This is a genomic window from Variovorax sp. 160MFSha2.1, from assembly GCF_048305075.1.
GTDB lineage: Bacteria > Pseudomonadota > Gammaproteobacteria > Burkholderiales > Burkholderiaceae_C > Variovorax > Variovorax guangxiensis.
In genome coordinates this window covers 4,289,330-4,314,650 of sequence record NZ_CP157624.1, presented here as the reverse complement: position 1 = coordinate 4,314,650, position 25,321 = coordinate 4,289,330, and the positions used below count along the sequence as shown (strand labels likewise).

General features: G+C 69.0%; 25 protein-coding genes. 17 read left to right on the top strand and 8 right to left on the bottom strand.

Annotation, left to right across the window (positions count from 1 at the left end; genetic code table 11):
* The first annotated feature begins 14 nt into the window (after window positions 1-14).
* From ABL838_RS19615 to ABL838_RS19545, 15 genes are all read left to right on the top strand, one after another.
* Window positions 15-1,088 (top strand): ABC transporter ATP-binding protein, encoded by a 1,074-nt coding sequence (locus ABL838_RS19615; protein WP_418117005.1) that lies wholly within the window; start codon window positions 15-17, stop codon window positions 1,086-1,088.
* 2 nt (window positions 1,089-1,090) lie between these two features.
* Window positions 1,091-2,161: an ABC transporter ATP-binding protein gene (locus ABL838_RS19610; RefSeq protein WP_184641259.1), complete on the top strand. Its 1,071-nt coding sequence runs from the start codon at window positions 1,091-1,093 to the stop codon at window positions 2,159-2,161.
* Window positions 2,162-2,222: 61 nt separating this feature from the next.
* Window positions 2,223-3,113, top strand: a complete 891-nt coding sequence (locus ABL838_RS19605) for a carbohydrate ABC transporter permease (RefSeq protein WP_418121555.1) — start codon at window positions 2,223-2,225, stop codon at window positions 3,111-3,113.
* Complete coding sequence (locus tag ABL838_RS19600; RefSeq protein WP_418121554.1) at window positions 3,110-3,922, top strand: carbohydrate ABC transporter permease; 813 nt, start codon at window positions 3,110-3,112, stop codon at window positions 3,920-3,922. Before ABL838_RS19605 ends, ABL838_RS19600 begins: the two co-directional genes overlap by 4 nt.
* Window positions 3,923-3,934: 12 nt before the next feature.
* Window positions 3,935-4,243, top strand: coding sequence for a DUF2160 domain-containing protein (locus ABL838_RS19595; RefSeq protein WP_126021794.1), 309 nt, complete (start codon window positions 3,935-3,937; stop codon window positions 4,241-4,243).
* Between the two features lie 107 nt (window positions 4,244-4,350).
* Window positions 4,351-6,084: an ABC transporter substrate-binding protein gene (locus ABL838_RS19590; protein ID WP_126021795.1), complete on the top strand. Its 1,734-nt coding sequence runs from the start codon at window positions 4,351-4,353 to the stop codon at window positions 6,082-6,084.
* 203 nt (window positions 6,085-6,287) lie between these two features.
* Window positions 6,288-7,289: a dialkylrecorsinol condensing enzyme gene (locus ABL838_RS19585; RefSeq protein ID WP_418121553.1), complete on the top strand. Its 1,002-nt coding sequence runs from the start codon at window positions 6,288-6,290 to the stop codon at window positions 7,287-7,289.
* A complete protein-coding gene (locus ABL838_RS19580) occupies window positions 7,279-8,415 on the top strand; it encodes a beta-ketoacyl-ACP synthase III (RefSeq protein WP_184641255.1) in 1,137 nt (378 codons plus the stop codon). Before ABL838_RS19585 ends, ABL838_RS19580 begins: the two co-directional genes overlap by 11 nt.
* Before the next feature lie 132 nt (window positions 8,416-8,547).
* On the top strand, window positions 8,548-8,943 hold the full coding sequence (locus ABL838_RS19575; RefSeq protein WP_126021798.1) for a hypothetical protein: 396 nt from the start codon (window positions 8,548-8,550) through the stop codon (window positions 8,941-8,943).
* Window positions 8,940-9,920 (top strand): BtrH N-terminal domain-containing protein, encoded by a 981-nt coding sequence (locus tag ABL838_RS19570; RefSeq protein ID WP_418121552.1) that lies wholly within the window; start codon window positions 8,940-8,942, stop codon window positions 9,918-9,920. The genes ABL838_RS19575 and ABL838_RS19570 overlap by 4 nt, the downstream gene beginning before the upstream one ends.
* Window positions 9,920-10,828 (top strand): ABC transporter ATP-binding protein, encoded by a 909-nt coding sequence (locus tag ABL838_RS19565; RefSeq protein ID WP_418121551.1) that lies wholly within the window; start codon window positions 9,920-9,922, stop codon window positions 10,826-10,828. Before ABL838_RS19570 ends, ABL838_RS19565 begins: the two co-directional genes overlap by 1 nt.
* 13 nt (window positions 10,829-10,841) lie before the next feature.
* Window positions 10,842-11,999, top strand: a complete 1,158-nt coding sequence (locus tag ABL838_RS19560) for an ABC transporter permease (protein ID WP_418121550.1) — start codon at window positions 10,842-10,844, stop codon at window positions 11,997-11,999.
* A complete protein-coding gene (locus ABL838_RS19555) occupies window positions 11,996-12,271 on the top strand; it encodes an acyl carrier protein (RefSeq protein ID WP_418121549.1) in 276 nt (91 codons plus the stop codon). The genes ABL838_RS19560 and ABL838_RS19555 overlap by 4 nt, the downstream gene beginning before the upstream one ends.
* Complete coding sequence (locus ABL838_RS19550) at window positions 12,268-13,338, top strand: beta-ketoacyl synthase N-terminal-like domain-containing protein (protein ID WP_418121548.1); 1,071 nt, start codon at window positions 12,268-12,270, stop codon at window positions 13,336-13,338. Before ABL838_RS19555 ends, ABL838_RS19550 begins: the two co-directional genes overlap by 4 nt.
* Window positions 13,335-13,823: a hypothetical protein gene (locus ABL838_RS19545; RefSeq protein ID WP_418121547.1), complete on the top strand. Its 489-nt coding sequence runs from the start codon at window positions 13,335-13,337 to the stop codon at window positions 13,821-13,823. Before ABL838_RS19550 ends, ABL838_RS19545 begins: the two co-directional genes overlap by 4 nt.
* Window positions 13,824-13,827: 4 nt before the next feature.
* Here the strand turns inward: ABL838_RS19545 and ABL838_RS19540 are convergent, their stop codons facing one another.
* The 5 genes from ABL838_RS19540 to ABL838_RS19520 are packed head-to-tail and all read right to left on the bottom strand — an operon-like array spanning window position 13,828 to window position 19,552.
* Window positions 13,828-14,448 carry an N-methyl-D-aspartate receptor NMDAR2C subunit gene (locus ABL838_RS19540; protein WP_418121546.1) on the bottom strand — a complete coding sequence of 207 codons (621 nt, stop codon included), beginning with the start codon at window positions 14,446-14,448 and terminating at the stop codon, window positions 13,828-13,830.
* Window positions 14,445-15,566, bottom strand: coding sequence for a lytic murein transglycosylase B (gene mltB / locus ABL838_RS19535; RefSeq protein WP_418121545.1), 1,122 nt, complete (start codon window positions 15,564-15,566; stop codon window positions 14,445-14,447). The genes ABL838_RS19540 and mltB overlap by 4 nt, the downstream gene beginning before the upstream one ends.
* Window positions 15,567-15,619: 53 nt before the next feature.
* On the bottom strand, window positions 15,620-17,644 hold the full coding sequence (locus ABL838_RS19530) for a transglutaminaseTgpA domain-containing protein (protein ID WP_418121544.1): 2,025 nt from the start codon (window positions 17,642-17,644) through the stop codon (window positions 15,620-15,622).
* Between the two features lie 13 nt (window positions 17,645-17,657).
* On the bottom strand, window positions 17,658-18,635 hold the full coding sequence (locus tag ABL838_RS19525) for a DUF58 domain-containing protein (RefSeq protein WP_369661679.1): 978 nt from the start codon (window positions 18,633-18,635) through the stop codon (window positions 17,658-17,660).
* Window positions 18,632-19,552, bottom strand: coding sequence for an AAA family ATPase (locus ABL838_RS19520; RefSeq protein WP_418121543.1), 921 nt, complete (start codon window positions 19,550-19,552; stop codon window positions 18,632-18,634). The genes ABL838_RS19525 and ABL838_RS19520 overlap by 4 nt, the downstream gene beginning before the upstream one ends.
* Window positions 19,553-19,632: 80 nt before the next feature.
* Between ABL838_RS19520 and ABL838_RS19515 the strand changes: the two genes are divergently transcribed.
* The gene (locus ABL838_RS19515) at window positions 19,633-20,586 is read left to right on the top strand and encodes a histone deacetylase family protein (protein WP_369661680.1); all 954 of its coding nucleotides are present in this window, start codon (window positions 19,633-19,635) and stop codon (window positions 20,584-20,586) included.
* 40 nt (window positions 20,587-20,626) lie between these two features.
* On the top strand, window positions 20,627-21,910 hold the full coding sequence (locus ABL838_RS19510) for a mechanosensitive ion channel family protein (RefSeq protein WP_418121542.1): 1,284 nt from the start codon (window positions 20,627-20,629) through the stop codon (window positions 21,908-21,910).
* Between the two features lie 15 nt (window positions 21,911-21,925).
* Here ABL838_RS19510 and ABL838_RS19505 read toward each other — a convergent pair whose 3' ends face one another.
* Genes ABL838_RS19505 through ABL838_RS19495 form a run of 3 tightly spaced genes read right to left on the bottom strand, consistent with a single transcriptional unit; the run spans window position 21,926 to window position 25,315 of the window.
* Window positions 21,926-23,200: an aspartate aminotransferase family protein gene (locus ABL838_RS19505; protein ID WP_418121541.1), complete on the bottom strand. Its 1,275-nt coding sequence runs from the start codon at window positions 23,198-23,200 to the stop codon at window positions 21,926-21,928.
* Window positions 23,193-24,287, bottom strand: a complete 1,095-nt coding sequence (locus tag ABL838_RS19500; RefSeq protein WP_418121540.1) for a phosphotransferase — start codon at window positions 24,285-24,287, stop codon at window positions 23,193-23,195. Before ABL838_RS19500 ends, ABL838_RS19505 begins: the two co-directional genes overlap by 8 nt.
* On the bottom strand, window positions 24,287-25,315 hold the full coding sequence (locus ABL838_RS19495) for a histone deacetylase family protein (protein WP_418116988.1): 1,029 nt from the start codon (window positions 25,313-25,315) through the stop codon (window positions 24,287-24,289). The genes ABL838_RS19500 and ABL838_RS19495 overlap by 1 nt, the downstream gene beginning before the upstream one ends.
* Between the last annotated feature and the right edge of the window lie 6 nt (window positions 25,316-25,321).

Here is a 25,321-nt window from a genome sequence, read left to right as displayed (position 1 = left end):
GAGGAAGAGCGCCAATGCAATTGACACTCGAGCGCGTCACCAAGAAGGTGGGAGCGCAGACATGGCTCTACGAGCAGAGCATCGCGCCCAAGAGCGGCGCGGTCACCGTGCTCCTGGGCGCCACGCAGGCCGGCAAGACCAGCCTGATGAGGCTGATGGCGGGGCTGGACACGCCCACCACCGGCAAGGTGCTGGTCGACGGCAAGGACGTGACCGGCATGCCGGTGCGCGAGCGCAACGTCGCGATGGTCTACCAGCAGTTCATCAACTACCCGTCGCTCAAGGTGGCGGACAACATCGCCTCGCCGCTCAAGCTGCGCGGCGAATCGAACATCGACGCGCGGGTGAAGGCGCTGGCCGACAAGCTGCACATCGGCATGTTCCTCGACCGCTATCCACAGGAACTCTCGGGCGGCCAGCAGCAGCGCGTGGCGCTGGCGCGCGCGCTCGCCAAGAACGCGCCGCTGATGCTGCTCGACGAGCCGCTGGTCAACCTCGACTACAAGCTGCGCGAAGGCCTGCGCGAGGAGCTCACGCAGCTCTTCGCCACCGGCGACTCGACCGTGATCTACGCGACCACCGAGCCCGGCGAAGCCCTGCTGCTGGGTGGCTACACCGCCGTGATGGATGCCGGCGAGCTGCTGCAGTACGGCCCCACGGCCGAGGTGTTCCATGCGCCGCAGTCGCTGCGCGTGGCGCGCGCCTTCAGCGACCCGCCGATGAACCTGCTGTCCGCCACGGCCGCGGCCGGCCGCGTTCAGCTGGCCGGCGGCCCTGCACTGGCGCTGCCCTTGCCTGAAAGCGTTTCGGGCTCCGTCACCGTCGGCCTGCGCGCGAGCGCGCTGAACGTCGATGCGGGGGAGGGCGACATCGCCCTGCCCGGCAAGGTGGAGCTGGCCGAGATCTCGGGCTCCGACACCTTCGTGCACGTGGAGACGGCCGTCGGCGAGCTGGTGGCGCAGCTCACCGGCGTGCACCGCTTCGAGCTGGGGGCCTCGCTCACGCTGTACTTCAGCGCGTCGCAAGCCTATGTGTTCGATGCCAGTGAAAAGCTGGCGCTGGCGCCCGCGTGGCGCAAGGGAGACTAGCCATGGCACGCATCGACCTCGACCTGGCCCACGCCTACCGCCCGAACCCCACGCAGGACAGCGACTACGCGCTGCTCCCGCTGAAGATGAGCTTCCGCGACGGCGGCGCCTACGCCTTGCTCGGCCCCTCGGGCTGCGGCAAGACGACCATGCTCAACATCATCTCGGGCCTGCTGGTGCCTTCGCAGGGCACCGTGACCTTCGACGGTCGCGACGTGACGCGCGCGACGCCGCAGGAGCGCAACATCGCGCAGGTGTTCCAGTTCCCGGTGATCTACGACACCATGACCGTGGCCGAGAACCTCGCGTTCCCCTTGCGCAACCGCAAGATGCCGGCCGAGCAGATCAAGAAGCGCGTCGGCGAGATCGCCGAGATGCTCGACATGAGCGGCCAGCTCAACCAGCGCGCCGCCGGCCTCGCGGCCGACGCCAAGCAGAAGATCTCGCTCGGCCGCGGCCTGGTGCGCAGCGACGTGTCGGCGGTGCTCTTCGACGAGCCGCTCACCGTGATCGACCCGCACCTGAAGTGGCAGCTGCGCCGCAAGCTCAAGCAGATCCACCGCGAGCTGAAGCTCACGCTGATCTACGTGACGCACGACCAGGTCGAGGCGCTCACCTTCGCGGAAGAGGTGGTGGTCATGACCCGCGGCAAGGCCGTGCAGGTGGGCAGCGCCGACGCGCTCTTCGAGCGGCCGGCCCACACCTTCGTCGGGCATTTCATCGGCTCGCCGGGCATGAACTTCCTGTCGGCGCAAAGCGGCAACGGCACCATCGAAGTGGCCGGAACGCCGCTGGTGCCCACACGCGAACTGCCGCAGGGGCCGCTGAAGATCGGCATCCGCCCCGAGTACCTGCGCCTGTCGAACGCGGGCGCTGCCGGCGCCGTGCCGGCGGTTGTGAAGCAGGTGCAGGACGTGGGCACGCACGTGATGCTGACGGTGGAGGCCGGAGGCAGCCTGCTGAAGGTGCGCCTGCATTCGGACGACCGCTCGCCGGCGGTGGGCGACACGGTGTGGGTGAGGGTGCTCGATACCCACACCTGCTATTACAAGGATGAGGAGCTGGTCGCATGAGCGCAGTGCCGGGCCGCCCCAAACAAGCTCGCACCGGAGTGCGAAGCACGGAGGTATTGCAGTGAACGCCACCAACAAACCGATCAACCAGAAGGCCTGGTGGCTGGTGCTGCCGGTGCTGGTCTGCGTGGCCTTCTCGGCCATCGTGCCGCTCATGACGGTGGTCAACTACTCGGTGCAGGACATCATCTCGCCCGAGCGCCGCGTGTTCGTGGGCACCGAATGGTTCGCCGCGGTGATGCGCGACGACGAGCTGCATCAGGCGCTGTGGCGCCAGCTGGGCTTCTCGCTGTCGGTGCTGCTGGTGGAGATTCCGCTGGGCATCGGCCTGGCGCTGTCGATGCCGGCCAAGGGCTGGAAGTCGTCCGCTGTGCTGGTGGTGGTGGCGCTGTCGCTGCTGATCCCGTGGAACGTGGTGGGCACCATCTGGCAGATCTACGGCCGTGCCGATATCGGCCTACTGGGCCACGCGCTGCAGAAGCTGGGCATCGACTACAACTACACCGGCAGCGCCACCGACGCGTGGCTCACCGTGCTGGTGATGGACGTGTGGCACTGGACGCCGCTGGTGGCGCTGCTGTGCTACGCGGGCCTGCGCTCCATTCCCGACGCCTACTACCAGGCCGCGCGCATCGACGGCGCCAGCAAGTTCGCGGTGTTCCGCTACATCCAGCTGCCCAAGATGCGCGGCGTGCTCATGATCGCGGTGCTGCTGCGCTTCATGGACAGCTTCATGATCTACACCGAGCCCTTCGTGCTGACGGGCGGCGGGCCGGGCAACGCCACCACCTTCCTGAGCCAGTACCTCACGCAGAAGGCCGTGGGCCAGTTCGACCTGGGGCCGGCGGCGGCGTTCTCGCTGATCTATTTCCTGATCATCCTGCTGTTCTGCTTCGTGCTCTACAACTGGATGCAGCGGGTCGGCACGCAGGAAGCGGAGGTGGAGAAATGAACGACAAGAGATTTCACAAGCGCAGCATCTTCCTGGTGCTATACATCCTGTTCGCGCTGTTGCCCATCTACTGGATGATCAACATGAGCTTCAAGACGAACGAGGAGATTCTTTCGAGCTTCTCGTTCTTCCCGCAGCAGCTCACCTGGTCGAACTACGCGCGCATCTTCACCGACGAGTCGTGGTATTCGGGCTACATCAACAGCCTGATCTACGTGGCGATCAACACGGTGATCTCGCTCACCGTGGCGCTGCCGGCGGCCTATGCCTTCTCGCGCTATTCGTTCCTGGGCGACAAGCACGTGTTCTTCTGGCTGCTGACCAACCGCATGACGCCGCCCGCGGTGTTCCTGCTGCCGTTCTTCCAGCTCTACAGCACGGTCGGGCTGATGGACACGCACCTGGGCGTGGCGCTCGCGCACCTGCTGTTCAACGTGCCGCTGGCGGTGTGGATTCTCGAAGGCTTCATGAGCGGCATTCCGCGCGAGATCGACGAGACGGCGTACATCGACGGCTACTCCTTCCCGCGCTTCTTCCTCACGATCTTCCTGCCGCTCATCAAGGCCGGCGTGGGCGTGGCGGCGTTCTTCTGCTTCATGTTCAGCTGGGTCGAGCTGCTGCTGGCGCGCACGCTCACCAGCGTGAACGCCAAGCCCATCGTGGCGACCATGACGCGCACCGTGAGCGCGTCGGGCATGGACTGGGCGACGCTGGCCGCGGCCGGCGTGCTCACCATCGTGCCGGGTGCCATCGTGATCTGGTTCGTGCGTCACTACATCGCGAAGGGTTTCGCGATGGGTCGTGTTTGAGGAGGCACGGAAATGTTCGATTGGATGGTCTGGACCACTCCGGTGGCCGTGTTCTTCGTCTGCATCGCGTTGATGCTGGTCGGCATGACGATCTGGGAATTGAAGTCGCCCACCACGCTGCGGCGCGGCTGGCTGCCGATGGCCACCACGCGCGGCGACAGGCTCTTCATCGGGCTGCTGTCGGCGGCCTACGTCAACCTGGTCTTCGTCGGCCTGGCGGGCAAGTTCCAGGAATGGTTCAGTCTCGAGGCCGAGCCCTCGGTGTGGATCAGCTTCGTGCTGTCGATGGGCCTGCTCGCGCTGGTCATGCGCAAGGGCTGAGCGGGCACCGCATTTTTTCCTTCTTCCAGAAGCGTTCCGGCTCTCCGCCTCCCCGGAGCCGTGATCGGACACAACACCGGGGAAGCAACAACCGAGGAGACAGTTCCATGAAGATGCGCTACACGGCATTGGCACTTGCGGCGGCGATGTTCGCCGCGCATGGTGCGGCAACGGCCGGCGAGGCCGAAGCCAAGAAGTGGATCGACAGCGAGTTCCAGCCATCGACCTTGTCCAAGGACAAGCAGATGGAGGAAATGAAGTGGTTCATCGAGGCAGCCAAGAAGCTGCAGGCCAAGGGCGTGAAGGAGATCTCCGTCGTCTCCGAGACCCTGACCACACACGAGTACGAATCGAAGACGCTGGCCAAGGCCTTCGAGGAAATCACCGGCATCAAGGTCAAGCACGACCTGATCCAGGAAGGCGACGTCGTCGAGAAGCTGCAGACCTCGATGCAATCGGGCAAGTCGATCTACGACGGCTGGGTGTCCGACTCCGACCTGATCGGCACGCACTACCGCTACGGCAAGATCATGTCGCTGACCGAGTACATGGGCGGCGCGGGCAAGGAGTTCACCAACCCCGGCCTCGACCTCAAAGACTTCATCGGCACCAGCTTCACCACCGCGCCCGACGGCCAGCTCTACCAGCTGCCCGACCAGCAGTTCGCCAACCTGTACTGGTTCCGCGCCGACCTGTTCGCGCGCAAGGACCTGCAGGACAAGTTCAAGGCCAAGTACGGCTACGACCTGGGCGTGCCGCTGAACTGGAGCGCCTACGAGGACATCGCCGAGTTCTTCAGCACCGACGTGAAGACCATCGACGGCAAGCCGATCTACGGCCACATGGACTACGGCAAGAAGGACCCGTCGCTGGGCTGGCGCTTCACCGACGCCTGGCTGTCGATGGCCGGCGCGGCCGACAAGGGCATCCCCAACGGCATGCCGATCGACGAGTGGGGCATTCGCGTGGCTGCCGACAAGTGCACGCCCACCGGCGCCTCCGTGGCCCGTGGCGGCGCCACCAACTCGCCGGCCGCCGTGTACGCGCTGACCAAGTACATCGACTGGATGAAGAAGTACGCGCCCAAGGAAGCCATGGGCATGACCTTCGGCGAAGCCGGCCCGGTGCCCGCGCAGGGCCAGATCGCCCAGCAGATCTTCTGGTACACGGCCTTCACCGCCGACATGACCAAGAAGGGCCTGCCCGTGGTGAACGAGGACGGCTCGCCCAAGTGGCGCATGGCCCCCGGCCCGAACGGCCCGTACTGGAAGCAGGGCATGCAGAACGGCTACCAGGACGTGGGCTCGTGGACCTTCTTCAAGGGCCATGACGCCAACAAGACGGCCGCCGCATGGCTCTACGCGCAGTTCATCACCGCCAAGACCACCTCGCTGAAGAAGTCGATCACCGGCCTGACCTTCATCCGCGACAGCGACATCCGCTCGGACTACTTCACCCAGAACGCCAACAAGTACGGCGGCCTGATCGAGTTCTACCGCAGCCCCGCGCGCGTGGCCTGGACCCCGACCGGCACCAACGTGCCCGACTACCCCAAGCTGGCCCAGCTGTGGTGGAAGAACGTGGCCGAGGCCGTGACGGGCGAGAAGACCCCGCAGAAGGCCATGGACAACCTGGCCGACGAGATGGACAACGTGATGGCCCGCCTGGAACGCGCAGGCATGGCCAAGTGCGCGCCCAAGCTCAACCCGAAGGGCGACCCGGCCAAGTACCTGAGCGACGACCACGCCCCGTGGAAGAAGCTGGCCAACGAGAAGCCGAAGGGCGAGACCATCGACTACAACAAGCTGCTGACCGCCTGGAAGGAAGGCAAGGTGCGCTGAGCGCCGGGCTACCCCAGCACTCTGCTGCAGACAGGGCCGTGCCGCGAGGCGCGGCCCTTTTTTTGTGCCCTTTTCCGCATTGCCGGCCGCTCGACCGTCGTTTGATCGCAATTTGACCGCTTCGAGCGTCTGATTGATGCGACGCCATGACCAATGGCAGATGCGTTTGCAGGGTGCTTCGCTTACATTCGACGGCCCCCGAAATGACCGAGCCAGTGAATTCCAGCCTTTCCAGCCCTTCCGAAACGTCTTCGAGCGTCAAGCGCGTCCTCGTCCTGCGCTATTCGCAGTCCGGCCAGCTCGACGAGGTCGCCGACCGGATCGTCGCGCCGCTGAAGGCGGACCCGGCCATACAGGTGCACGAGGAAGTACTGCGGCCCCGGCAGCCGTACCCCTTTCCCTGGCCCTTCCTGAGCTTCTTCGACGCCTTCCCCGAGTCGGCCCACATGAAGCCGCAGCCGCTGGCGCCGCTCTCGTTGACGGGCGACGAGGATTTCGACCTCGTCGTGCTCCCGTACCAGGTGTGGTTCCTGGCACCCTCGCAGCCGGTGGCGGCCTTCCTCAAGCATCCGGTGGCGGCCCGGCTGCTCAAGGGCAAGCCGGTGGTCACGGTCATCGCCTGCCGCAACATGTGGCTGCTGGCGCAGGAAAAGCTCAAGGGCATGCTCGACGACGTGGCCGCGCGGCTCATCGACAACGTGGTGCTCACCGACCCCGGCCCCACGCTCGCCACCTTCTTCACCACGCCGGCCTGGCTCATCTGGGGCCGCAAGCGCGGCTTCTGGGGCATGCCCGACGCCGGCCTCAGCAGCGGGCAGATCGCAGGTACGGCCCGCTTCGGCCGGGCGCTGCGCGACGCGCTGCACAAGAACCTGGAGCGCGGCACGCAGCCTCTGCTGGCCGGCCTCGGCGCGGTACAGGCCAACGCCAGGCTGCTCATCAGCGAGAAGGCCGGCACGCGCAGCTTCTACCTCTGGGGCAAGCTCATCATGGCCGCCGGTGGGCCCGGCGCATGGCAGCGCAAGCCGCTGCTGCTGCTGTACGTGCTGTTCCTGCTGGTACTGATCATCACGGTGGTGCCCGTGAGCCTGAGCCTGCAGGCGCTTCTGCGACCTCTGTTCAGGGGGTGGCTGACTAGAATGACGGCCAAATTCGAGTGCCCGTCGGGCTCAGCCACGGACCGCACCCCTCTCTATGACGACTGATGTCTTCCTGACCCGTACTGCCGCTTTCCTGCCCTTTGCCCCGGTCAGCAATGAAGACATCGAAGACGTCCTCGGTCGCATCGGCGGCAAGGCGTCCCGCGCGCGGCGGCTGATCCTTCGCAGCAACGGCATCCAGTCGCGCCACTACGCCATCGACCGCGCCACCGGCGAGCTGGCGATGACCAACGCCCAGCTCACCGCCAGCGCGATCCGAGCGCTGGGCGACGTGGGGCGCGTCGATTGTCTCGTCACCGGCACATCGCTGCCCGACCAGCTCATGCCCAACCACGCGGTGATGGTGCACGGCGAGCTCGGCTGGCCGCGGCTCGAAGTGGTGGCCTGCGCGGGCATCTGCCTGGCCGGCGCCGCCGCGCTGAAGCATGCGTGGCTCTCGGTGCGCGCGGGCGATGCGCGGCGCGCGGTGGCCACCGGCTCCGAGCTGGCCTCGGCCGTGATGCGCGGCTCGCGCTTCGAGGCCGAGTTCGAGCACAAGATCGAGGCGCTGGAGGCGCGGCCCGAACTGGCCTTCGAGAAGGACTTCCTGCGCTGGATGCTCTCCGACGGCGCCGGCGCCGTGCTGCTGGAGAACGCGCCGCGCGGGCCGCTGTCGCTGCGCATCGACTGGATCGACCTTTCCTCGGCCGCGCACGAACTGCCGGCCTGCATGTACGCAGGCGCCGAGAAGAACGCCGAAGGCGGCCTCGACGGCTGGGCGCGCAAGTCGCCCGACGAGTGGCGCAGCGAATCCACCTTTGCAGTGAAGCAGGACGTGCGCCTGCTCAACGAGAACATCGTGCGGGCCACGCTGGCCGAGCCGCTGGCCGAAGTCATCGAGCGGCGCGGACTGAAGCCGGCGGACGTCGACTGGTTCCTGCCGCACCTCTCGTCGCAGTACTTCGTGGAGCCGGTGAGCCGGGCCCTCGAAGAGCTGGGCTTCCCGATCCCGCGCGAGCGCTGGTTCAGCAACCTCGCGACCAAGGGCAACACGGGCTCGGCCTCGCCTTACATCATGCTCGACGAGCTGTTCCGCTCGGGCCGCATCAAGCCCGGCCAGAAGCTGCTGATGTTCGTGCCCGAGAGCGGCCGTTTCTCCAGCGGCTTCATCCACATGGAGGCGGTGGCATGAGGTACTCCCCCAGGCTTGCCCACTTCGTGTGGCCGCCCACCCCCTCGCCGGGGGCAACACCAGCGGCCCGGCAAAGCCGGTTCCGCGGTGTTCCTGGACCAAAACCACTGTTGACGGACGCGGGAGTGTGAGATGGATCTGGATGCAGTACCGCAGGAGGGCAACGCGACCCTCGACGGCCACTCGAAGCTGATGTACGCGCGCGATGCACAGGGCCGCGTGGTCACCACCACCTCGCGCGGCTGGGAGGCGGAGGAGATCGTCACCAGCCACGCGGTCGACGTGCTGGTCGAGCAGGCCCGCGTCGCGAAGGAGCGCGTGAAGGCCGGGCTGGCCTCGCCGCTCGAATACTGGATGTACGAGCGCCGCATGGACGTGGCACTGCTCTCTCAGACCAGCGGCTTCTGGCAGTGGCGCGTGCGCCGCCACTTGCAGCCGCGCCATTTCGCCGCCCTCTCGCCGGCGCAGCTCGCACGCTATGGCGAGGCACTGGGCCTGCCCGTTTCCACCTTGCAGGGGCTGCCGTGAACTTCCAGCACCAACAGGCGGCGCATTGCGAAAGCGGCGTCATCTCCAGCCTCATGCGCCACCACGGCGCGCCGATGAGCGAGAGCATGGCGCTGGGGCTTTCGTCCGCGCTCTCGTTCGCGTACCTGCCCTTCATCAAGCTGTCGGGCCTGCCGCTCATCTCGTACCGCATGCCGCCCAAGGCCATCATCAAGGGCCTCTTGGCGCCGATGGCCGCGCGCTTCCGCTTCGAGACCTTCGGCAGCGCCGAGGCCGGCCAGCGCCGGCTCGACGCGCTGCTGGCCGACGGCAAGCTGGTGGGCCTGCAGACCTCGGTGTACTGGCTGCCGTACTTTCCGCCGAACATGCGCTTCCACTTCAACGCGCACAACCTGCTGGTGTACGGCAAGGACGGCGACGACTACCTCATCAGCGACCCGGTGTTCGAGGAGCCCGTGCGCTGCCCGAGCGGCGATCTCGCGCGCGCCCGCTTCGCCAAGGGCGTGCTGGCGCCCAAGGGCCTCATGTACTACCCGCAGGCCATCGAGCGCAAGGCGGTGGACGCTGCCTCGGTGGTCAAGGCCATCCGCAAGACGGTGCGCACCATGCTCGCGCCCATTCCCATCGTCGGCGTGCGCGGCATGCGCACGCTGGCCGCGCGCATGCAGAAGCTGTCGCCGGCCGATCCGCGAAGCGTGGACTTCATCGGCCACCTGGTGCGCATGCAGGAAGAAATCGGCACCGGCGGGGCGGGCTTCCGCTTCATCTACGCGGGCTTTTTGCAGGAGGCGGCGCAGCTGCTCGACAAGCCGCAGCTGCAGCAGATGTCGGAGCGGCTCATCGCCATCGGCGACGGCTGGCGCGCCTTCGCGCTCAAGGCCGCGCGCATGGTGAAGGGGCGCGAGGCTGTCGATCCTGTCGCGCTGGCCGCGAAGCTGCGCGAGCAGGCCGAGCAGGAGGAAAGCTTCTTCCGCGACCTGAAGGCCGCCGTCGCCTGATGCTGGAGCTGCGCGAGCTCGCCTACCGCTACCCGCACGTCGACGCGCCCGCGTTGGCCGGGGTATCGCTGGCGGTGCCGCGCGGCAGCGTGCTGGGCCTTTTGGGGCCGAATGGCGCGGGCAAGACCACGCTGATCTCGCACCTGTCGGGCGCGCTGGCGGTGCAGTCGGGCGAGATCCGCATCGACGGCCAGCCGCTGAAGGAGGTGCGGGTCAGGGCGCCCACGCGCATCGCGGTCGCGCCGCAGGAGCACGCCTTCTATCCGATGCTGACCGTGGCCGAGAACCTTGCCGTGTTCGCCGCGGCCGGCGGCCTTTCGGCGGCGCGCAAGCGGCAGCGCATCGAGGCCTGCACGCAGTTCGCGCAACTGGAGCAGTTCGCCTCCGTGCGTGCCGAGCGGCTCTCGGGCGGCCTCAAGCGCCGGCTCAACCTGGCCATCGCGCTGCTGCCCGAGCCTGAGCTGATGCTGTTCGACGAGCCGACGGTGGGTGTCGATCCGCAGTCGCGCGCCTTCATCCTCGACGCCATCAAGAGCCTCGCGCAGCAGGGTGCGGCGGTGATCTACGCTTCGCACTACATGGAGGAGATCGAAGCGATTGCCGACCGCGTGGCGATCCTCGACCGCGGCCACGTACTGCGCGAAGGCTCGCTCGACGAGCTACTGTCGAAGAGCGCGATGCTGCTCACGTTGGCCGCCGACGGGCTCGATGCCGGCATGCTCTCGCGCTTCGGCACGGTGGAGCAGGGGGGCGTGCACTGGCGCATCCACCTGCACCCCGGCAGCGGCCCGGCGCCGGTGCTGGCCGCGCTGGAGGTCGAGGGCATCGAGGTGCGCCACGCCGAGTTCGGCCGCCATGACCTGGAGCAGCTCTTCATGGCGCTCACCCACCGCTCGCTGCGCGACTGAACAGGCCCCGGCCATGCTGCTCGCGCTCATCAAGAAAGAATTGATCGCCCTCACGCGCGACATGCACGGCCTGGCCGCGCTGTTCCTGATGCCGATGGTCTTCATCGTGCTGATGTCGCTCACGCTGAAGGACATCTACCGCCCGCCGCTGGCCGAGCTGAGCTATGCGATCGACATGCACGACACCGCGACGCCCGCGCAGTGGCTCAAGCAGCTCTGGCAGCGCGGCCATGGCGCGCCACAGCCGCTGGGCGCCGACTGGCAGGAGCGGCTGCGCAACGGCTCGCTGAAGTACGTGATCGTGATGGAGCCCGGCCTTTCCGAAGAGCTGGAGTCGGCCGCGCTCTCGACCGAGGCGCGCATCCGGCTGCTGACCGAGCCGGGCATCGATGCCAACCTGTTCAACGCATTGCGCGCCGAGCTCATCGGCGCATCGGGCGAGCTCAAGGCGCGCCTTGCGCTGGCGGTGCCCGGCACGGCCGGCCCGGCGCCGGATGCATCCATCCAGGCGATGGTGCATGCCGAGCGTTTCTCCACCGCCGGGCCGCGGCCGACCTCGGTGCAGCAGAACGTGCCGGCCTGGTTGGTGTTCGGCATGTTCTTCGTGGTGGCATCGCTGTCCAGCCTGTTCGTGCAGGAGCGCAGCTCGGGCGCGCTCGGCCGGCTGCAGAGCCTGGGCGTTTCGCGCGGCATGCTGCTGGCGTCGAAGGCGCTGCCATACCTGGGCGTGAACGCGCTGCAGGCGGTGCTGATGCTGGCGGCCGGCATCTGGTTCATGCCGCTGATCGGCGGCGACGCGCTCTCGCTCGCGGGCATCCACTGGGGCGCCTTGCTGCTGTCGCTGGCGGCGGTGAGCCTGGCGGCCGTGAGCCTTTCGCTCGCGCTGGCCTGCCTGGTGCGCAGCCATGCGCAGGCCGCGACCTTGGGGCCGATGGTCAACGTGCTGATGGCGGCGGCGGGCGGCATCATGGTGCCCAAGTTCGTCATGCCGGGCTTCATGCAGCGGCTGGTCGAGATCTCTCCGATGAACTGGGGGCTGGAGGCCTTGCTCACCGTGCTGCTGCGCGGCGGCGGCGTGGCCGATGCCCTGCCGCAGATCGGCCGGCTGGTCGCGTTCGCGGCGCTGATGTTCGTCGTGGCCGTTTTTCTTTTCCGCAGGCGCGCATCGTGAGCATCACCGTCACCCCCGAATTCATCGCCAGCCTCAAGGCCATGGTGCTCGAAGCCGTCGAGAAGGGCGAGCCGCCCGGCGGCCTGGGCGACGACGAGCCGCTCTTCGGCCCCGAGGCCCGGCTCGACCTCGATTCGCTCGACGCCCTGCAGGTGTCGATGACGATCCAGCAGCGCTTCGGCGTGCGCATGCCCGACAGCAAGGAAACGCGCCGGGCCCTGAGCTCCATCGCCCACCTCGCAGAGCACCTCGCGCAAGCGGGCAAGGCATGAGCGGTGTCCATCTGGCCGGCATGGGGCTGGCCTGCGCGCTGGGCGACGACATGCGCTCGGCGCTTGCGTCGCTCAAGCGCGGCGGAGTGCCGACCAGGCCAGTGACCGTGGCCGACGGCATCCGCTGGCCGGTCCATGCGCTGGCTCCGAGGCAGGGCGACTGGACGCAGCGCCTGCGCGATACGGTGCGCGAGGTGGTCGCGCAGACCGGCGACTGGGGCGATCGCACCGCGCCGCTCTTCGTGGCGTCGTCCTCGCTCGACATCGGCTTCATGGAACACGAGAAGCAGGACCTGCGCCTCGGCGGCGACCTGCAGGACTTCGCCGACGTCGTGGCCGATTCGCTCGGCTGGCAGGGGCCGGTGTTCACCGTGTCCACTGCCTGCACCTCGGCGCTGAATGCGGTGCTGGCTGCCGCCGACCTGATCCGGGCCGGCGAAGCCGATGAAGCGCTGGTGATCGGCGCAGAGATGGGCAACCGCTTCACGGTGGCCGGCTTCGGCGCGATGCAGCTGCTGTCGCCCGCTGGCGCCCGGCCCTTCGGCGAAGGGCGCGACGGACTGGTGCTCGGCGAGGCGGTGGCGGCGCTGCGGCTGGGCTCGCGTCCGGCGCGCTGGCAGATTGCAGGAGGCGCCAACGTGGTCGACGGACGCAATCCCTCGGGCACCGAGGCCAGTGCCGTGCATGCGATGTGCCGCGGCGCGCTGGAGCAGGGCGGATTGCAGCCCGGCGACATCGATCTCATCAAGGTGCAGGCCGCCGGCAGCCCTGTCAACGACGCCATCGAGGCCGAGGCGCTGAAGCAGGTGTTCGGACCGCTGCCGCCGCTGGTGTCGCTCAAGCCGGCGCTGGGGCATACGCTGGGCGCCTCGGGGGCGGCGGAACTGGCCTTGCTGGTCGGCTGCATCGAAGAAGGGGTGTGGCCGATCGTCGACTATCCGATCGATACCTCGCTCGACATCGAACTCAGTACTCAGCTGCCGCAGAGGCTGCGCAACATCCTGCTGAATTTCGCCGGCTTCGGTGGCGGACATGCCTCGCTGGTGTTGAAGGACACGGCGCCATGACTGCGTGGCGCATCGTTGCTCACTTCGTGGCGCATCCGCCGCCCGCCGACTGGCGCGAGGATCTGGCACGCCGCATCGGCCGCAAGCCGCGCCGCGTCGGCCTGTGGACCGAGCTGGCGATGTACGGCGCGCGCTGCTGTCTCGACGCCGCTGGCGAGGCGGCGTTGCCGGCCGGCGCGCGCATCCGCGTCTCCAGCCAGCGCGGCGCATGGGGCGCGACGCACGCGGGGCTGACGCAGCTCGATGCCGGGTTGCCGATGCCTTTCACCTTCATGCAGAGCCAGCCGGCGTTGATGCTGGCGGAGGTCGGCCGCTGCCTCGATTGGCAGGGCGACGCCAGCTTTGCGCTGTGCCGCGAACCGGAGCGCGTGCTGCAGCTTGCGAAGCTGGGCGCCTCGCGCGACGGGCTGCTGTTCGGCATCGTGGAAGAGGAGCGCAACGGAGAGCCGGCGCGCTCGGAGTGGTGGCGGCTGGTGCCGGCCTGAAGCCTCAGCCTGCGATGGAGCGCTGCAGATTGGCGCGTGCACGTGCTTCCAGCTGTTCGTGCATGCGCGGCGTGGCGTAGATGGCTTCGCGGTCCAGGAAGCGCTGAAGGATCGCGCGGCGACGCGGCAGCCGCACTTCATCGGGAACGAAGGCGTATTCGGCCTGCACCTGCCGCTCGTACTCGTCGAATCGCGCGCGCTCGGCGCCGAGGATCGACAGGTCGATGTCTATCAGCAGTTCGGCGTCGCGGCCCTGGGGCACGGCGTCGTGGCGCGTCGCCATCACGAGCGCATGGACGCGTTCGGCCGCATCCGCCGCGGCGCCGGCTTCGAGCAGGGCCTGCCGCGCCCAGTCCGCGCTGCGAGCCTCGTTGTCATGTGCATGCACGTCGTAGATCGCGTCGTGGAACCACAGCGCCAGCGCGACTTCGCCGGGGTGCTCGGCCAGCGCCTTCTCGCGCTCGAACCACGCGAGGCATTCGCCCAGGTGCTGCATGGTGTGGTAGTGGCGCTGCGGCTCGGCGTAGCGGCGCTGGAGTTCGTCGTACAGCGAGTTGGCGGGCGAGGCGATGCACAGCGCCTGCCACGCGCCGTTCCAGTTCGCCAGCAGCGCCTCGGGCGTCATCGGGCCGCCTGTTGCTGCTCCATCGCCGCCTTGACTTCCTGTCCCAGGTCGAGCACGGACATGGCGTAGTAGCTGCTCCAGTTGTAGCGCGTGATCACGTAGAAGTTGCGCGTGCCGGCCACGTAGGTCGGCGGCATGTCCAGGCCGTTCTGCAGCTCGACCAGCGCGAACAGGCCCTTGTGGTTGATGCCATCGCCCTCGGGCACCGCGCCCGCGGCCACGAAGCTGTCGGCGCTGAAGGTCGGCAGGATGTCTGGCGCCAGCAGCAGCGCCTTCTGCAGCCGTGCCTCTTCGAAGTGCACGGGGTAGATGGCGGGCACGCCCGGCTGCCAGCCGAAGGCCTTGAAGTAGCTGGCGACCGAGCCGATCACGTCGGCCGGGTTGTTGACGAGGTCGATGCGGCCGTCGCCGTCGAAGTCGACCGCGTACTTGGCGATGCTGCTGGGCATGAACTGCGGCATGCCCATGGCGCCGGCGTAGCTGCCCACGGGCACCAGCGGGTCTTCGGCGGTGCGGCTCTCGGTGCTCAGGAAGCTTTCGAGCTCGCCGCGGAAGAAGGCCCGGCGGTCGGCCGCGCGCGGATGGGCATCGGGAAAGTCGAAGGACAGCGTGGCCAGCGCGTCGATCACGCGGAAGTTGCCCATGTTGCGGCCGTAGATGGTTTCCACGCCGATGATGCCGACGACGATCTCCGGCGGCACGCCGTACACCTGCTCGGCGCGTGCCAGCGTGTCGGCATTGGCGCGCCAGAAGCGCACGCCGGCGGCGATGCGCACCGGGTCGATGAAGCGGCCGCGGTAGGTCTGCCAGTTCTTCACCGTGCCCACCGGACCCGGCAGCATCAGCCGCGGCACGTTGGGCAGGAAGCGCGCGCTGCCGATGGTGGCGCGCACCCATTCGCGGTCGAGGCCGCGGCGCTCGGCGACGTCGTCGGCGAACTGCATCGCGTCGTCGCGCGTGGCGTAGGGCGTGCTGCCGCGCACGGGGCTGGCGGCCCCGGCGCGGCCGTTGACGGACTTCTGGGCCAGGGCCCCCGTGGACCATGCGAAGCCGCAGGCGGCCAGGAGGACTGCGGCCGCCGTGGCGGTGCGCGAAGGCTTGGGAAGAAGGAATCGCATGGGCCCATTGTGCCGTCCGCCCGCACGGGCCTTCTTCAGCGACACATGTGGTTTCAGCCCCTTGCCGGATTGGCGCTGGGCCAGGCGAGCCGGCGGAACTCGGTGCGCAGCGCAGAAAGCGACTGCGGCGAGGCCGGCGCATAGCGCTGCGCCTCCAGCTTGAGCAGCCAATCGCGCACGGATCGGGCGGCGGGGCCGAAGCGGGCGTCGGCCTCCTGCGCCATCTGGCGCGGCGGCGTGGTCTCGGGCAGCTTCAGTCCGGCCTTGGCCAGGCGTGCGCGGGCCTGGCCCAGCAGGCGCAGCCACGGGTCGTGCCGGCTGCGCTCCCACAGCGTCCAGCCGGCACCGGCCAGGCTGGCGGCCACCAGCAGGTAGAGCAGCACATAGGCCAGGTCTTCGAGGCTCGGTGCATCGAAGCCGATGTTCTTCAGCAGGTTGAGCTGGCGGCTCTGCGTGTAGTTGAGCACCCACTGGTTCCAGCCGTTGTTCACGGCCTCCCAGGCGGCGCGCAGGTTCTGCGCGAGCGTAGGGCTCATCGAGCCGATGGCGCCCGCGAACAGGCCGGGTTGCGGGGTCAGGCGCTGGAACTGGCCGATGCGTCCCGGCGCGACGGAGCCGGTGGGGTCCACGCGCATCCAGCCGGTGCCTTCCTGCCATATCTCCGCCCAGGCGTGGGCATCGCTCTGGCGCACGATCCAGTAGTTGTCGACGTTGTTGAGCTCGCCGCCCTGGTAGCCGGTGACGATGCGCGAGGGGATGCCCAGGTTGCGCATCAGCACCACGAAGGCCGAGGCGATGTGCTCGCAGAAGCCTTCCTTGCGGTCGAACCAGAACTCGTCGGCGGTGTCGTTGCCGTAGACGCCCGGCTCCAGCGTGTAGCTGTAGCCGCCGGTGCGCAGGCGGCGCAGCGCGGCCTGCACGAAGGCCTGCGTGTCGGCCTGGGCCAGCGCGGGGTCGGCGCGCATCTCGGCCGCCAGCGCGGCGGTGCGCGGATTGGTGCCGGGCGGCAGCGAGAGGTAGGCCTGCAGCTGGCCGCCGGTGCGCTTGAGCGGGCCGCTCTGGAACTGCGTGTAGCTCTCGGCGCTGTAGCGCACGAGGTCGTTGATGGGGCGGCTGGCGAACCACTGCAGGTCGGGCGTGCCGCTGACCTCGAAGCCGGGCACCTCGGGCGCTCGCTGCGCGACGTCGAGCGTCAGCAGCCAGGGGCGGTTGCTGGCTTCGAGCGTCACTTCGTAGCGCACCGGGGCGCCGCTCACGCGCAGGTTGGACGACCACTGCGAGCCGCGTGCCCAAGAGGGCAGCGCGGTCCACTCGCGGCCGTCGAACTGCGCCAGCACCGGTCCGCGGAAGTACAGCTGGCTCTGCGGCGGCGCGCGGCCGTCCTCGAACTTGATGCGCGCGGCGATGCGGTCGTCGAGTGCCAGTTCGGCGATGGTGCCCACGCGCATGGTGTTCGACAGGCCGCTGCGCCCCATCATCGCGTCGCTGGGCGTGCCCCACAGCGGCGCGAAGCGCGGGAAAAGTAGGAACAGCGCGAGCATGATCGGCGCGCCCGCCAGCGCCATCCACCCGGCGGTGCGCGCGGCCTGCATCAGCGGCGGCCGGCCCACGGGCATGTGCGCGTTGACCAGCGCGGTCAGCAGGCCCAGCAGCGCCAGCAGCATGGTGAAGGCCGTCAGCAGCGACTGCGAGTAGAAGAAGTTCGTGAGCATCGCGAAGAAGCCCAGGAAGAAGACGACGAAGGCATCGCGCCGCGCGCGCAGCTCCAGTGTCTTGAGCGCGAGCAGGCTCACGATCAGCGTGACGCCCGCGTCGCGGCCCAGCAGCGTGCGGTGGGTGGCGTAGGTGGCGCCCAATATCAGCGCCAGCAGGGCGAGGCGCCACCACCGGCCGGGAAGCGGACGCGCCTGCACGGCCAGCGAGGCGCGCCACAGCAGCACCATCGCGGTGAGGGACGAGCACCACCACGGCAGGTTCTCGATCTGCGGCAGCAGGATCAGGCCGATCACGCAGAGAAGAAAAAGGGTGTCCCGTGCGTCGCGCGGCAGCGAGGCGAGTTCGCGCATCACTCTGTTCATGCGGCGCTTCCGTTCAGCAGAGGGCCAGGGCCTCGAGGCAGGCCCGGCGGTGGGCCTCGCCCTGGGAGGGCTTCACGACCCGGCCGGCCACCCGCAGGCCGTAGTCGACGCCCAGGCGGTCGGCCATCAGCACCCAGGCGCACAGGCGCGAGAGTCGGCCTTCGGTGTCGGCGAGGCCGGTGGCCTGCGCATCGAGCCAGAGCTCCTCGCGCTGGGCCTGCTGGGTATCGCGGCTGACCAGGTCTTCGGAGCCGGTCGCCTGCGCACGCGCGGCCTTCTTCCAGACCACGAGCTTGAGCGGATCGCCGCGGCGGTAGGCGCGCACGCCGTCGTATTCGCCGGCGCTGTGGGCGCGCATCGAGGCGGTCAGCGCGGCCGGCCCGGAAAGGGGCTCGCCGGGAGGCAGCGGCGGCGGGTGCGCCTCGGGCGTGGGGTAGACCAGCATCTGCGCGGCCGGCCGCCAGACCGTCCACACACGGAAGGTGCCGAGCGGAAAGCGCGTTTCGGCCGTGAGCGGCGGCACCGGGTGCAGCCCGCGCCGCTCAGGCTGGAAGGCGATCTCGACGGTGGACGTGCCTTCGGCCGGCACGTCGGTCCAGGCCCATTGCCCGCTGCCGCGCACCGCCATGCCGATGCCGTAGCGCACGCGCCGCCTTGTGTTGTGGAGCACCACCCGGAAGACGGCGGCGGCGCCTGCGTAGTGCGCCTCGGGCTGCACCATGTGCATCGCCAGCCCGCGCAAGGTGCCGTGGCACACGTGCATGCCCACGGCCACGCTGCCGGCCAGAAGAAAGGTGAGCAGGTAGCCCAGGTTGAGCTGGTAGTTGATCGACGCGATCAGCAGCACCAGCAGCGTCGCCCCCAGCGTCCAGCCGGCCCGCGTGGGCAGGATGTAGACGTTGCGCTGGGTGAGTTCCAGCGTGTCGGAGGGCGCGCGGCGCGACAGGAACCAGCCGTCGATGCGCGCGCGAAGGGCGCCTGCAGGGTTCACGGCAAGGGCACGGCGGCGATCATGGCGCGCACCTGTTCGACGGCGCCCCGTCCGGCATCGCCCGCGGGCGTAAGGCGGTGGGCGATGGTCTGCGGCAGCACGGCCTGCACGTCGTCGGGCGCGACGTAGTTGCGGTTGGCCAGCAGCGCCTGCGCCTTGGCCGCGCGCAGCACCGCGATGCCGGCACGCGGCGACAGGCCCTGCAGGAACCAGCGGCCGGAGCGGGTCGCCGCGATCAGGTCTTGCACGTAGTTGAGCAGCGCGTCGGCCGCGTGCACCTGTTGGACGCGCTGCTGCAGCGCGGTGAGCTCGCCGGCGGTCAGCATCGCGGGCAGGGTGGCCAGCATCTCGCGGCGGTCGATGCCCGCCAGCAACTGACGCTCGGCGGCGCGGTCGGGGTAGCCGAGCGAGATGCGCATCAGGAAGCGGTCGAGCTGCGACTCGGGCAGGGCGAAGGTGCCGAGCTGGTCCTGCGGGTTCTGGGTGGCGATCACGAAGAAGGGCGAGGGCAGGGGGCGGGTTTCGCCCTCGACGGTGACCTGTTTCTCTTCCATGGCTTCCAGCAGCGCGCTCTGGGTCTTGGGGCTGGCGCGGTTGATTTCGTCGGCCAGCAGCACCTGCGCGAAGATCGGCCCGGGGTGGAAGGTGAAGGCCTGCTGGCCCCGGTCGTAGATCGCCACGCCCGAAAGGTCGCCCGGCATCAGGTCGGCGGTGAACTGCACACGGGAGAACTGCAGCCCGAAGGTGTGCGAGAGCGCGTGGGCGAGGGTGGTCTTGCCCACGCCCGGCACGTCCTCGATCAGCAGGTGGCCGCCCGCCAGCAGGCAGGCCACGCAGTCGCGAACCTGGGCCTCTTTGCCCACGATCACCGTGTTAAGCTGAGTTAACAAAGTGGCTAGCTTTGCGGCAACGTCCATATTTGTATCCATATGCAAACGATACCGTAAGACCCGCCGGCCCCATGCTGCGTGAGGTCTAGACGTGGCGATAGAGACACATGGGCAAGACAGGCTACTTCACACACCGGGACTTCTGGAAGCACGACATGGGCGCAGGGCATCCCGAGTGCCCCGGCCGGCTCGATGCCATCGAGGACCGCCTCCTGCTCACCGGCGTGGGCGACGCGCTGGAGCACCGCGAGGTGCCGCTGGCCACGCTGGAGCAGCTCACCCGGGCGCACAGCGCGGAGCACGTCGAGTTCCTGGAGGCCCTGCACCAGCGCCTGGTGGCCGACGAGCCCGCCGGCGGCCCCGACCACGCGCAGGTCGACCCCGACACCACGCTCACCCGCTTCACCCTGCTGGCCGCGCGCCGTGCGGCCGGCGCCGCGATCGCCGCGACCGACGCCGTGATCGCGGGCGACCTGGAAAACGCTTTCTGCTCGGTGCGCCCGCCCGGCCACCATGCCTGCCGGGAGCAGGCGATGGGCTTCTGCTTCTTCAACAACGTCGCCATCGCCGCGCGGCACGCCATCGAGGCGCACGGCATCGAGCGCGTGGCCATCGTCGATTTCGACGTGCACCACGGCAACGGCACCGAGGACATTCTTTCCAACGACCCGCGCGTGCTGATGGTCGGCTTCTTCCAGCATCCGTTCTACCCGTACAGCGGCACCAGCCACCCGGCGCCGAACATGCTCAACCTGCCGATCCCGGCGTACACCCGGGGCATGGACGTGCGCGAGATGATCGAGGCGACCTGGATGCCGCGGCTGGAAGAATTCAAGCCGCAGATGATCTTCGTCAGCGCCGGCTTCGACGCGCACCGCGAGGACGACCTGGGCCAGCTGGGCCTCAACGAGAACGACTTCGCCTGGATCACGGGCCGCATACACGATGTTGCCAGGCGCCATTCCAAGGGCCGTATCGTCTCGATGCTCGAAGGCGGCTACAACCTCGACGCGCTGGCGCGCAGCGTGGAAGCCCACATCCGCGTGCTGGCGGCGCTGTGACGCAGCGGGCGCTGTCGGCGCCCGTTTCTTCTCTCAATAGATGAATTTCAACGACTTCCTCCAACGGCTGAACCAGGTCGACGCGCGCGGCCTGGGCATCGAACTGGTCGCGCTGGTGGCCTGCGTGGCGCTGGCCTGGGCCATCTGCAAGTGGTTCGGCCGCGACCAGCCGAAAGACTCGATCTGGTTCGGCGAGAGCACCTTCGACGGGCTGCTGTTCCCGCTGCTGGCGCTGGTGTTCACCGACCTGGCCCGGCGCGTGGCGCTCGACTTCCAGACCGTGCTGGTGCTGCGCATCGCGGTGCCGGTGTTCCTGTCGCTGGCGGTCATCCGCCTCTTCGCGCGGGTGCTGCGGGCGGTGTTCCCGGCCTCCAATCTCGTGAGGCTGATCGAGCGCACGATCTCGTGGCTGGCCTGGATCGCGGCGGTGCTCTGGATCGTGGGGCTGCTGCCGCCGGTGCTGGCCGAACTCGACGACATCACGCTGGCCTTCGGCAAGACGCGCGTGAGCCTGCAGACCATCTTCCAGGGCGTGCTGTCGGCGGGCGTGGTGCTGATGATCTCGCTGTGGATCTCCAGCACCATCGAGAAGCGCATCCTGCGCGAGGCGGTTTCCGACCTTTCGATGCGCAAGGTGGCCTCGAACGCGGTGCGCGCCTTCCTGCTGCTGGTGGGCCTGCTGTTCGCGCTCTCGGCGGTCGGGGTGGATCTCACGGCGCTTTCGGTGCTGGGCGGCGCGCTCGGCGTGGGCCTGGGCTTCGGCCTGCAGAAGCTGGCGGCCAACTACGTGAGCGGCTTCGTGATCCTGCTGGAGCGTTCGATCCGCATCGGCGACAACGTGAAGGTCGACACCTTCGAGGGCCGCATCACCGACATCAAGACCCGCTACACGCTGATCCGCGCGGGCAACGGGCGCGAGGCCATCGTGCCGAACGAGTCGCTGATCACCAGCCGGGTCGAGAACCTCTCGCTGGCGGACCGCAAGTTCAACATCACGACCACCATCGTGGTCGGCTACGACAGCGACGTGGCGCAGGTGCAATCCATCCTCTGCGAGGCCGCCAAGGCCCAGCCGCGCGTGATGACCGACCCGGCACCGGTGGCCTTTCTCATGAACTTCGCGCCCGACGGGCTGGAGTTCACGCTCAACTTCTGGGTGGCCGACCCCGACAAGGGCAAGGACAACCTGCGCTCGGCGATCAACATCGCGATCCTCGACGGGCTGCGCGGCGCGGGGATCGACATTCCGTATCCGCAGCGGGTGGTGCGGGTGGAGTCTTTGCCGGCCGGGACGGAGCCCGTGGCCGTGCCCACGGAAAAATAGCCGCCCTCGGGGGCGCTAACCGAGCGTGCCCAGCACCTCGTCCAGCCGCTCGACCAGCAGGTCGGCGTGCTCTCGCGTGAACACCAGGGGAGGCCTGATCTTCAGCACGTTGCCCTGCGGCCCCGTCGCGCTCAGCAGCACCTGCCGCTGCCGCAGCCCGTTGACCACCTTGGCCGCCTGCGCGGTGGCCGGCGCGCGCGTGGCGCGGTCGGTCACGAGTTCCAGCCCGATGAAGAGCCCGGTGCCGCGCGCTTCGCCGACGAGTGCATGGCGCTGGCCGAGCGCGGCCAGGCGCTCGCGCAGGTAGTTGCCGACCTGCAGTGCGTTGCGCTGCAGATCGTTCTGCTGGATCACGTCGAGCACGGCCGAGGCCGCGGCCATCGAGACGGGGTTGCCGCCGAAGGTGTTGAAGTAGCGGCTGGCCTGGCCGAATTCCTTCATGACTTCGGGGCGCACCGCCAGGCCCGCGACGGGGTGGCCGTTGCCCATGGGCTTGCCCATGGTCACGATGTCGGGTACCACGCCGTGGCGCATGAAGCCCCAGAAGGCCTCGCCGGTGCGGCCGAAGCCGGGCTGTACCTCATCGGCGATGAACACGCCGCCCGCGGCGTGGATCGCCTCCACCGCTTCGCGCAGGAAGCCGGTCGGGGCGGTGAACACACCGTCGCTGGAGAAGACCGTGTCCACGAGCAGCGCGGCGGGCGCGATGCCGTGCGCCTTGAGGTCGGCCACGGCCGCGCGCACGCCGTCGGCGAAGCGCTGGCCCGTCGTGGCATCTCCGCCCTCGGGCGCATCCACCAGCCGCACGTGCTCGCCCACGCGCACGTACTGGCCCAGCGAGGGCGAGGCGCAGGCGAGGGCCGAGGTCACGCCGTGGTACGCGAAGCGGGTGACGATCAGGCCGGTGTTGCCGGTGTGCGCCGTGGCGATGCGCATGGCGAGGTCGTTGGCCTCGCTGCCGGTACAGGTGAAGGTGGCGTGGCCGAGCTCGGGCGGCATGGTGGCCAACAGGCGCTCCGCATAGTCGAGGATGCCTTCGTGCAGGTAGCGCGTGTGGGTGTTGAGCACGGCCGCCTGTCGCGCGATGGCCTCGACCACCTCCGGCCGCGCATGGCCCAGTGGCACCACGTTGTTGTAGGCGTCCAGCCAGGGCGTGCCGGCGGCGTCGTAGAGCCACACGCCTTCGCCGCGCACGGGGTGGAAGGGCTCGTCGTAGAAGAGCCTGTAGGCCGGCCCGAGCAGGCGGGCGCGGCGCGCGAGCAGGTCGTCGGTCGTTTTCTTCTCAGTCATGGATGGCTTCCGTGGTGCGGCAGGCGGCCTGGATGGCGGCCTGCACCTGTTCGGGCGTCAGCGCGGCGCAGGCCTGCAGCCTTGCCCACGAGACGGCGTTGTTGCGCATGAGGTAGGCGGCGTTGTCGGGCTGGCGCGCCGCGCGCCAGCCGCTGATGGCGACCACCATGGCCAGCCGCGCGCGCACGAGGTCGAGCAGGGCGTGGGTCTCGGCGTCGGTCAGCGGCGAGACGGCGTGGTAGTCGGCCGCGAAGCGCGCGATGGTCGCGAGCGCGTCGCCCTGTTCGTCGATGTGGTACGAGGTGGCGACGGCCAGGTCGTCCACGAGCGGCGCATGCACCATGTCGCCGAAATCGAGGATGCCCGCCACGCGCGCCGGCTCGTCCGTATCGACCAGCAGGTTGTAGAGGTTGAAGTCGTTGTGGATGGGCTGGCGGCGAAGCGCGGGCAACGTGGGCTTGGTGCGCTGCACGAAGCCGTCGAGCGCAGTCTCGGCCAGCGCGCGGCGGGCGGGGTCGCCCACGTGCACCAGCAGTGCGCGCACGCGGTCGGCGCGCTGGATGTCCCAGGGCAGTTCGCGCGCGCCGGCAGGGTGCTCGAAGCTGGCCAGCGCCAGGTCCAGCCGCGCCAGCATGCGGGCCACGCTGCTGCGCTGCGCCGCCGAGCGTGGCGCCTGCGGCATGGGCAGGCCTTCGAGGTAGCTGAAGAGGCGCGCCACGCGCGTGCGGCCCTCGGCGTCTTCGATCTGCACCGAGGCTGCGCCGGAACGGTCGGGCAGCAGGCGCTGCACCGGCAGGCCGGGGTCCGTGCGCGCGAGGTGCAACAGCGCCTGCGTCTGGAAGTCGGCGACCAGCGGATCTTCGTCGGGGTGCGAGAGCTTGAGCATGCAGCGCGCGCCGCCGCCTTCCGGCTCCAGCAGGAAGTTGGCATCGCGCTCGCCCGTGAGCGGCTTGAGGCTGCCCTGCATTCCGTAGAGGCGCTGCAGCAGGTCCGCCGCCCAGTCCGTCTCAACGGGTGCGGGCGGCGCAGTCAGCACCACCGCTTCGGGCAGGGCAGTGCGGATGGCGGCGTCGAGGTCGTGCGTCATCAGGCCGCCTTCTCGAAGCCGCCTAGCGCGCTGGCGAGGTTGAGGCCCAGGTCCTCCGACAGGTAGCCGCCTTCCTGCACCAGCACCGTGGGCAGCCCCAGGCGCGCGATCTCGCCGAGGATGCGGCCGAAGCCCGCGGTGCTCACGGCCAGCGCCTGGTAGGGATCGTTCTCGTGTGCGTCCAGGCCCATGGCCACGACCAGCGCGCCGGGGGCAAAGGCGCGGATGGTCGCGTGCGCCGTCATGAGCGCGGCCAGGAAGCCCTCGTCGCCGGTACCGCGCGCCAGCGGCAGGTTCAGGTTGTAGCCCAGGCCTTCGCCTTCGCCGGTCTCGTGCGCATGACCGGTGAAGAAGGGCGTGCAGAAATGCGGGTCGCCGTGCAGAGAGACGGTCAGCACGTCCTTGCGGCGCCAGAAGATGCCCTGCGTGCCGTTGCCGTGGTGCACGTCGATGTCGAGGATGGCCACGCGGTCGTGCCTGCTGCGCAGGTGCTGCGCCGCGATGGCCGCGTTGTTGAGGTAGGTGAAGCCGTTGGCGCGGTCGGCGTAGGCGTGGTGGCCGGGCGGCCGGCACAGCGCGTAGGCCGCGCGCTCACCGTCCAGCACGAGCTGCGCGGCATGCGTGGCCACGTGCGCCGACCAGGTCGCGGCATGCCAGGTGTGGCGGCCGATGGAGCAGGCCATGTCGCCCATGTGGTAGCCGGCCTGGCCGACCAGGCTGTCGGGGTAGGTGAAGGGCTGGCCCGGAAACGGGTGGACGTTGGGCATGACCTCCTCGGAGGCGCCCTCGAGCTGCTGCCAGCGCTCCCAGGCGGTCTCCAGGAAGCGCAGGTACTGCGGCGTGTGGATCGCCGCGCGCGGGCCGGGCCCGTGGTCCTCGGGCGCGACGATGTCGTGGCCCTGCGCACGCGCGGCGTTCAGCAGCAGCGTGCCGCGCTCGGGCTGCTCGTTGCTGCGCTTCATGCGCCCGCGCACGATGAACTGCTGCGGATCGTGGCCGGTGTGCTGGTCGCTGTAGATGACTTTCATGTCGGG

What these genes read in the sequence shown, in the direction of transcription:
- ABL838_RS19615 (WP_418117005.1), top strand. Translation starts at nt 15, where the DNA reads ATGCAATTGACACTCGAGCGCGTCACCAAGAAGGTGGGAGCGCAGACA.
- ABL838_RS19600 (WP_418121554.1), top strand. Translation starts at nt 3,110, where the DNA reads ATGAACGACAAGAGATTTCACAAGCGCAGCATCTTCCTGGTGCTATAC.
- ABL838_RS19500 (WP_418121540.1), bottom strand. Translation starts at nt 24,287, where the DNA reads ATGACGCACGACCTCGACGCCGCCATCCGCACTGCCCTGCCCGAAGCG.
- ABL838_RS19560 (WP_418121550.1), top strand. Translation starts at nt 10,842, where the DNA reads ATGCTGCTCGCGCTCATCAAGAAAGAATTGATCGCCCTCACGCGCGAC.
- ABL838_RS19590 (WP_126021795.1), top strand. Translation starts at nt 4,351, where the DNA reads ATGAAGATGCGCTACACGGCATTGGCACTTGCGGCGGCGATGTTCGCC.
- ABL838_RS19495 (WP_418116988.1), bottom strand. Translation starts at nt 25,315, where the DNA reads ATGAAAGTCATCTACAGCGACCAGCACACCGGCCACGATCCGCAGCAG.
- ABL838_RS19610 (WP_184641259.1), top strand. Translation starts at nt 1,091, where the DNA reads ATGGCACGCATCGACCTCGACCTGGCCCACGCCTACCGCCCGAACCCC.
- ABL838_RS19520 (WP_418121543.1), bottom strand. Translation starts at nt 19,552, where the DNA reads ATGGACGTTGCCGCAAAGCTAGCCACTTTGTTAACTCAGCTTAACACG.
- ABL838_RS19575 (WP_126021798.1), top strand. Translation starts at nt 8,548, where the DNA reads ATGGATCTGGATGCAGTACCGCAGGAGGGCAACGCGACCCTCGACGGC.
- ABL838_RS19545 (WP_418121547.1), top strand. Translation starts at nt 13,335, where the DNA reads ATGACTGCGTGGCGCATCGTTGCTCACTTCGTGGCGCATCCGCCGCCC.
- ABL838_RS19515 (WP_369661680.1), top strand. Translation starts at nt 19,633, where the DNA reads ATGGGCAAGACAGGCTACTTCACACACCGGGACTTCTGGAAGCACGAC.
- ABL838_RS19540 (WP_418121546.1), bottom strand. Translation starts at nt 14,448, where the DNA reads ATGACGCCCGAGGCGCTGCTGGCGAACTGGAACGGCGCGTGGCAGGCG.
- ABL838_RS19565 (WP_418121551.1), top strand. Translation starts at nt 9,920, where the DNA reads ATGCTGGAGCTGCGCGAGCTCGCCTACCGCTACCCGCACGTCGACGCG.
- ABL838_RS19530 (WP_418121544.1), bottom strand. Translation starts at nt 17,644, where the DNA reads ATGAACAGAGTGATGCGCGAACTCGCCTCGCTGCCGCGCGACGCACGG.
- ABL838_RS19585 (WP_418121553.1), top strand. Translation starts at nt 6,288, where the DNA reads ATGACCGAGCCAGTGAATTCCAGCCTTTCCAGCCCTTCCGAAACGTCT.
- ABL838_RS19505 (WP_418121541.1), bottom strand. Translation starts at nt 23,200, where the DNA reads ATGACTGAGAAGAAAACGACCGACGACCTGCTCGCGCGCCGCGCCCGC.
- ABL838_RS19510 (WP_418121542.1), top strand. Translation starts at nt 20,627, where the DNA reads ATGAATTTCAACGACTTCCTCCAACGGCTGAACCAGGTCGACGCGCGC.
- ABL838_RS19580 (WP_184641255.1), top strand. Translation starts at nt 7,279, where the DNA reads ATGACGACTGATGTCTTCCTGACCCGTACTGCCGCTTTCCTGCCCTTT.
- ABL838_RS19550 (WP_418121548.1), top strand. Translation starts at nt 12,268, where the DNA reads ATGAGCGGTGTCCATCTGGCCGGCATGGGGCTGGCCTGCGCGCTGGGC.
- mltB (WP_418121545.1), bottom strand. Translation starts at nt 15,566, where the DNA reads ATGCGATTCCTTCTTCCCAAGCCTTCGCGCACCGCCACGGCGGCCGCA.
- ABL838_RS19595 (WP_126021794.1), top strand. Translation starts at nt 3,935, where the DNA reads ATGTTCGATTGGATGGTCTGGACCACTCCGGTGGCCGTGTTCTTCGTC.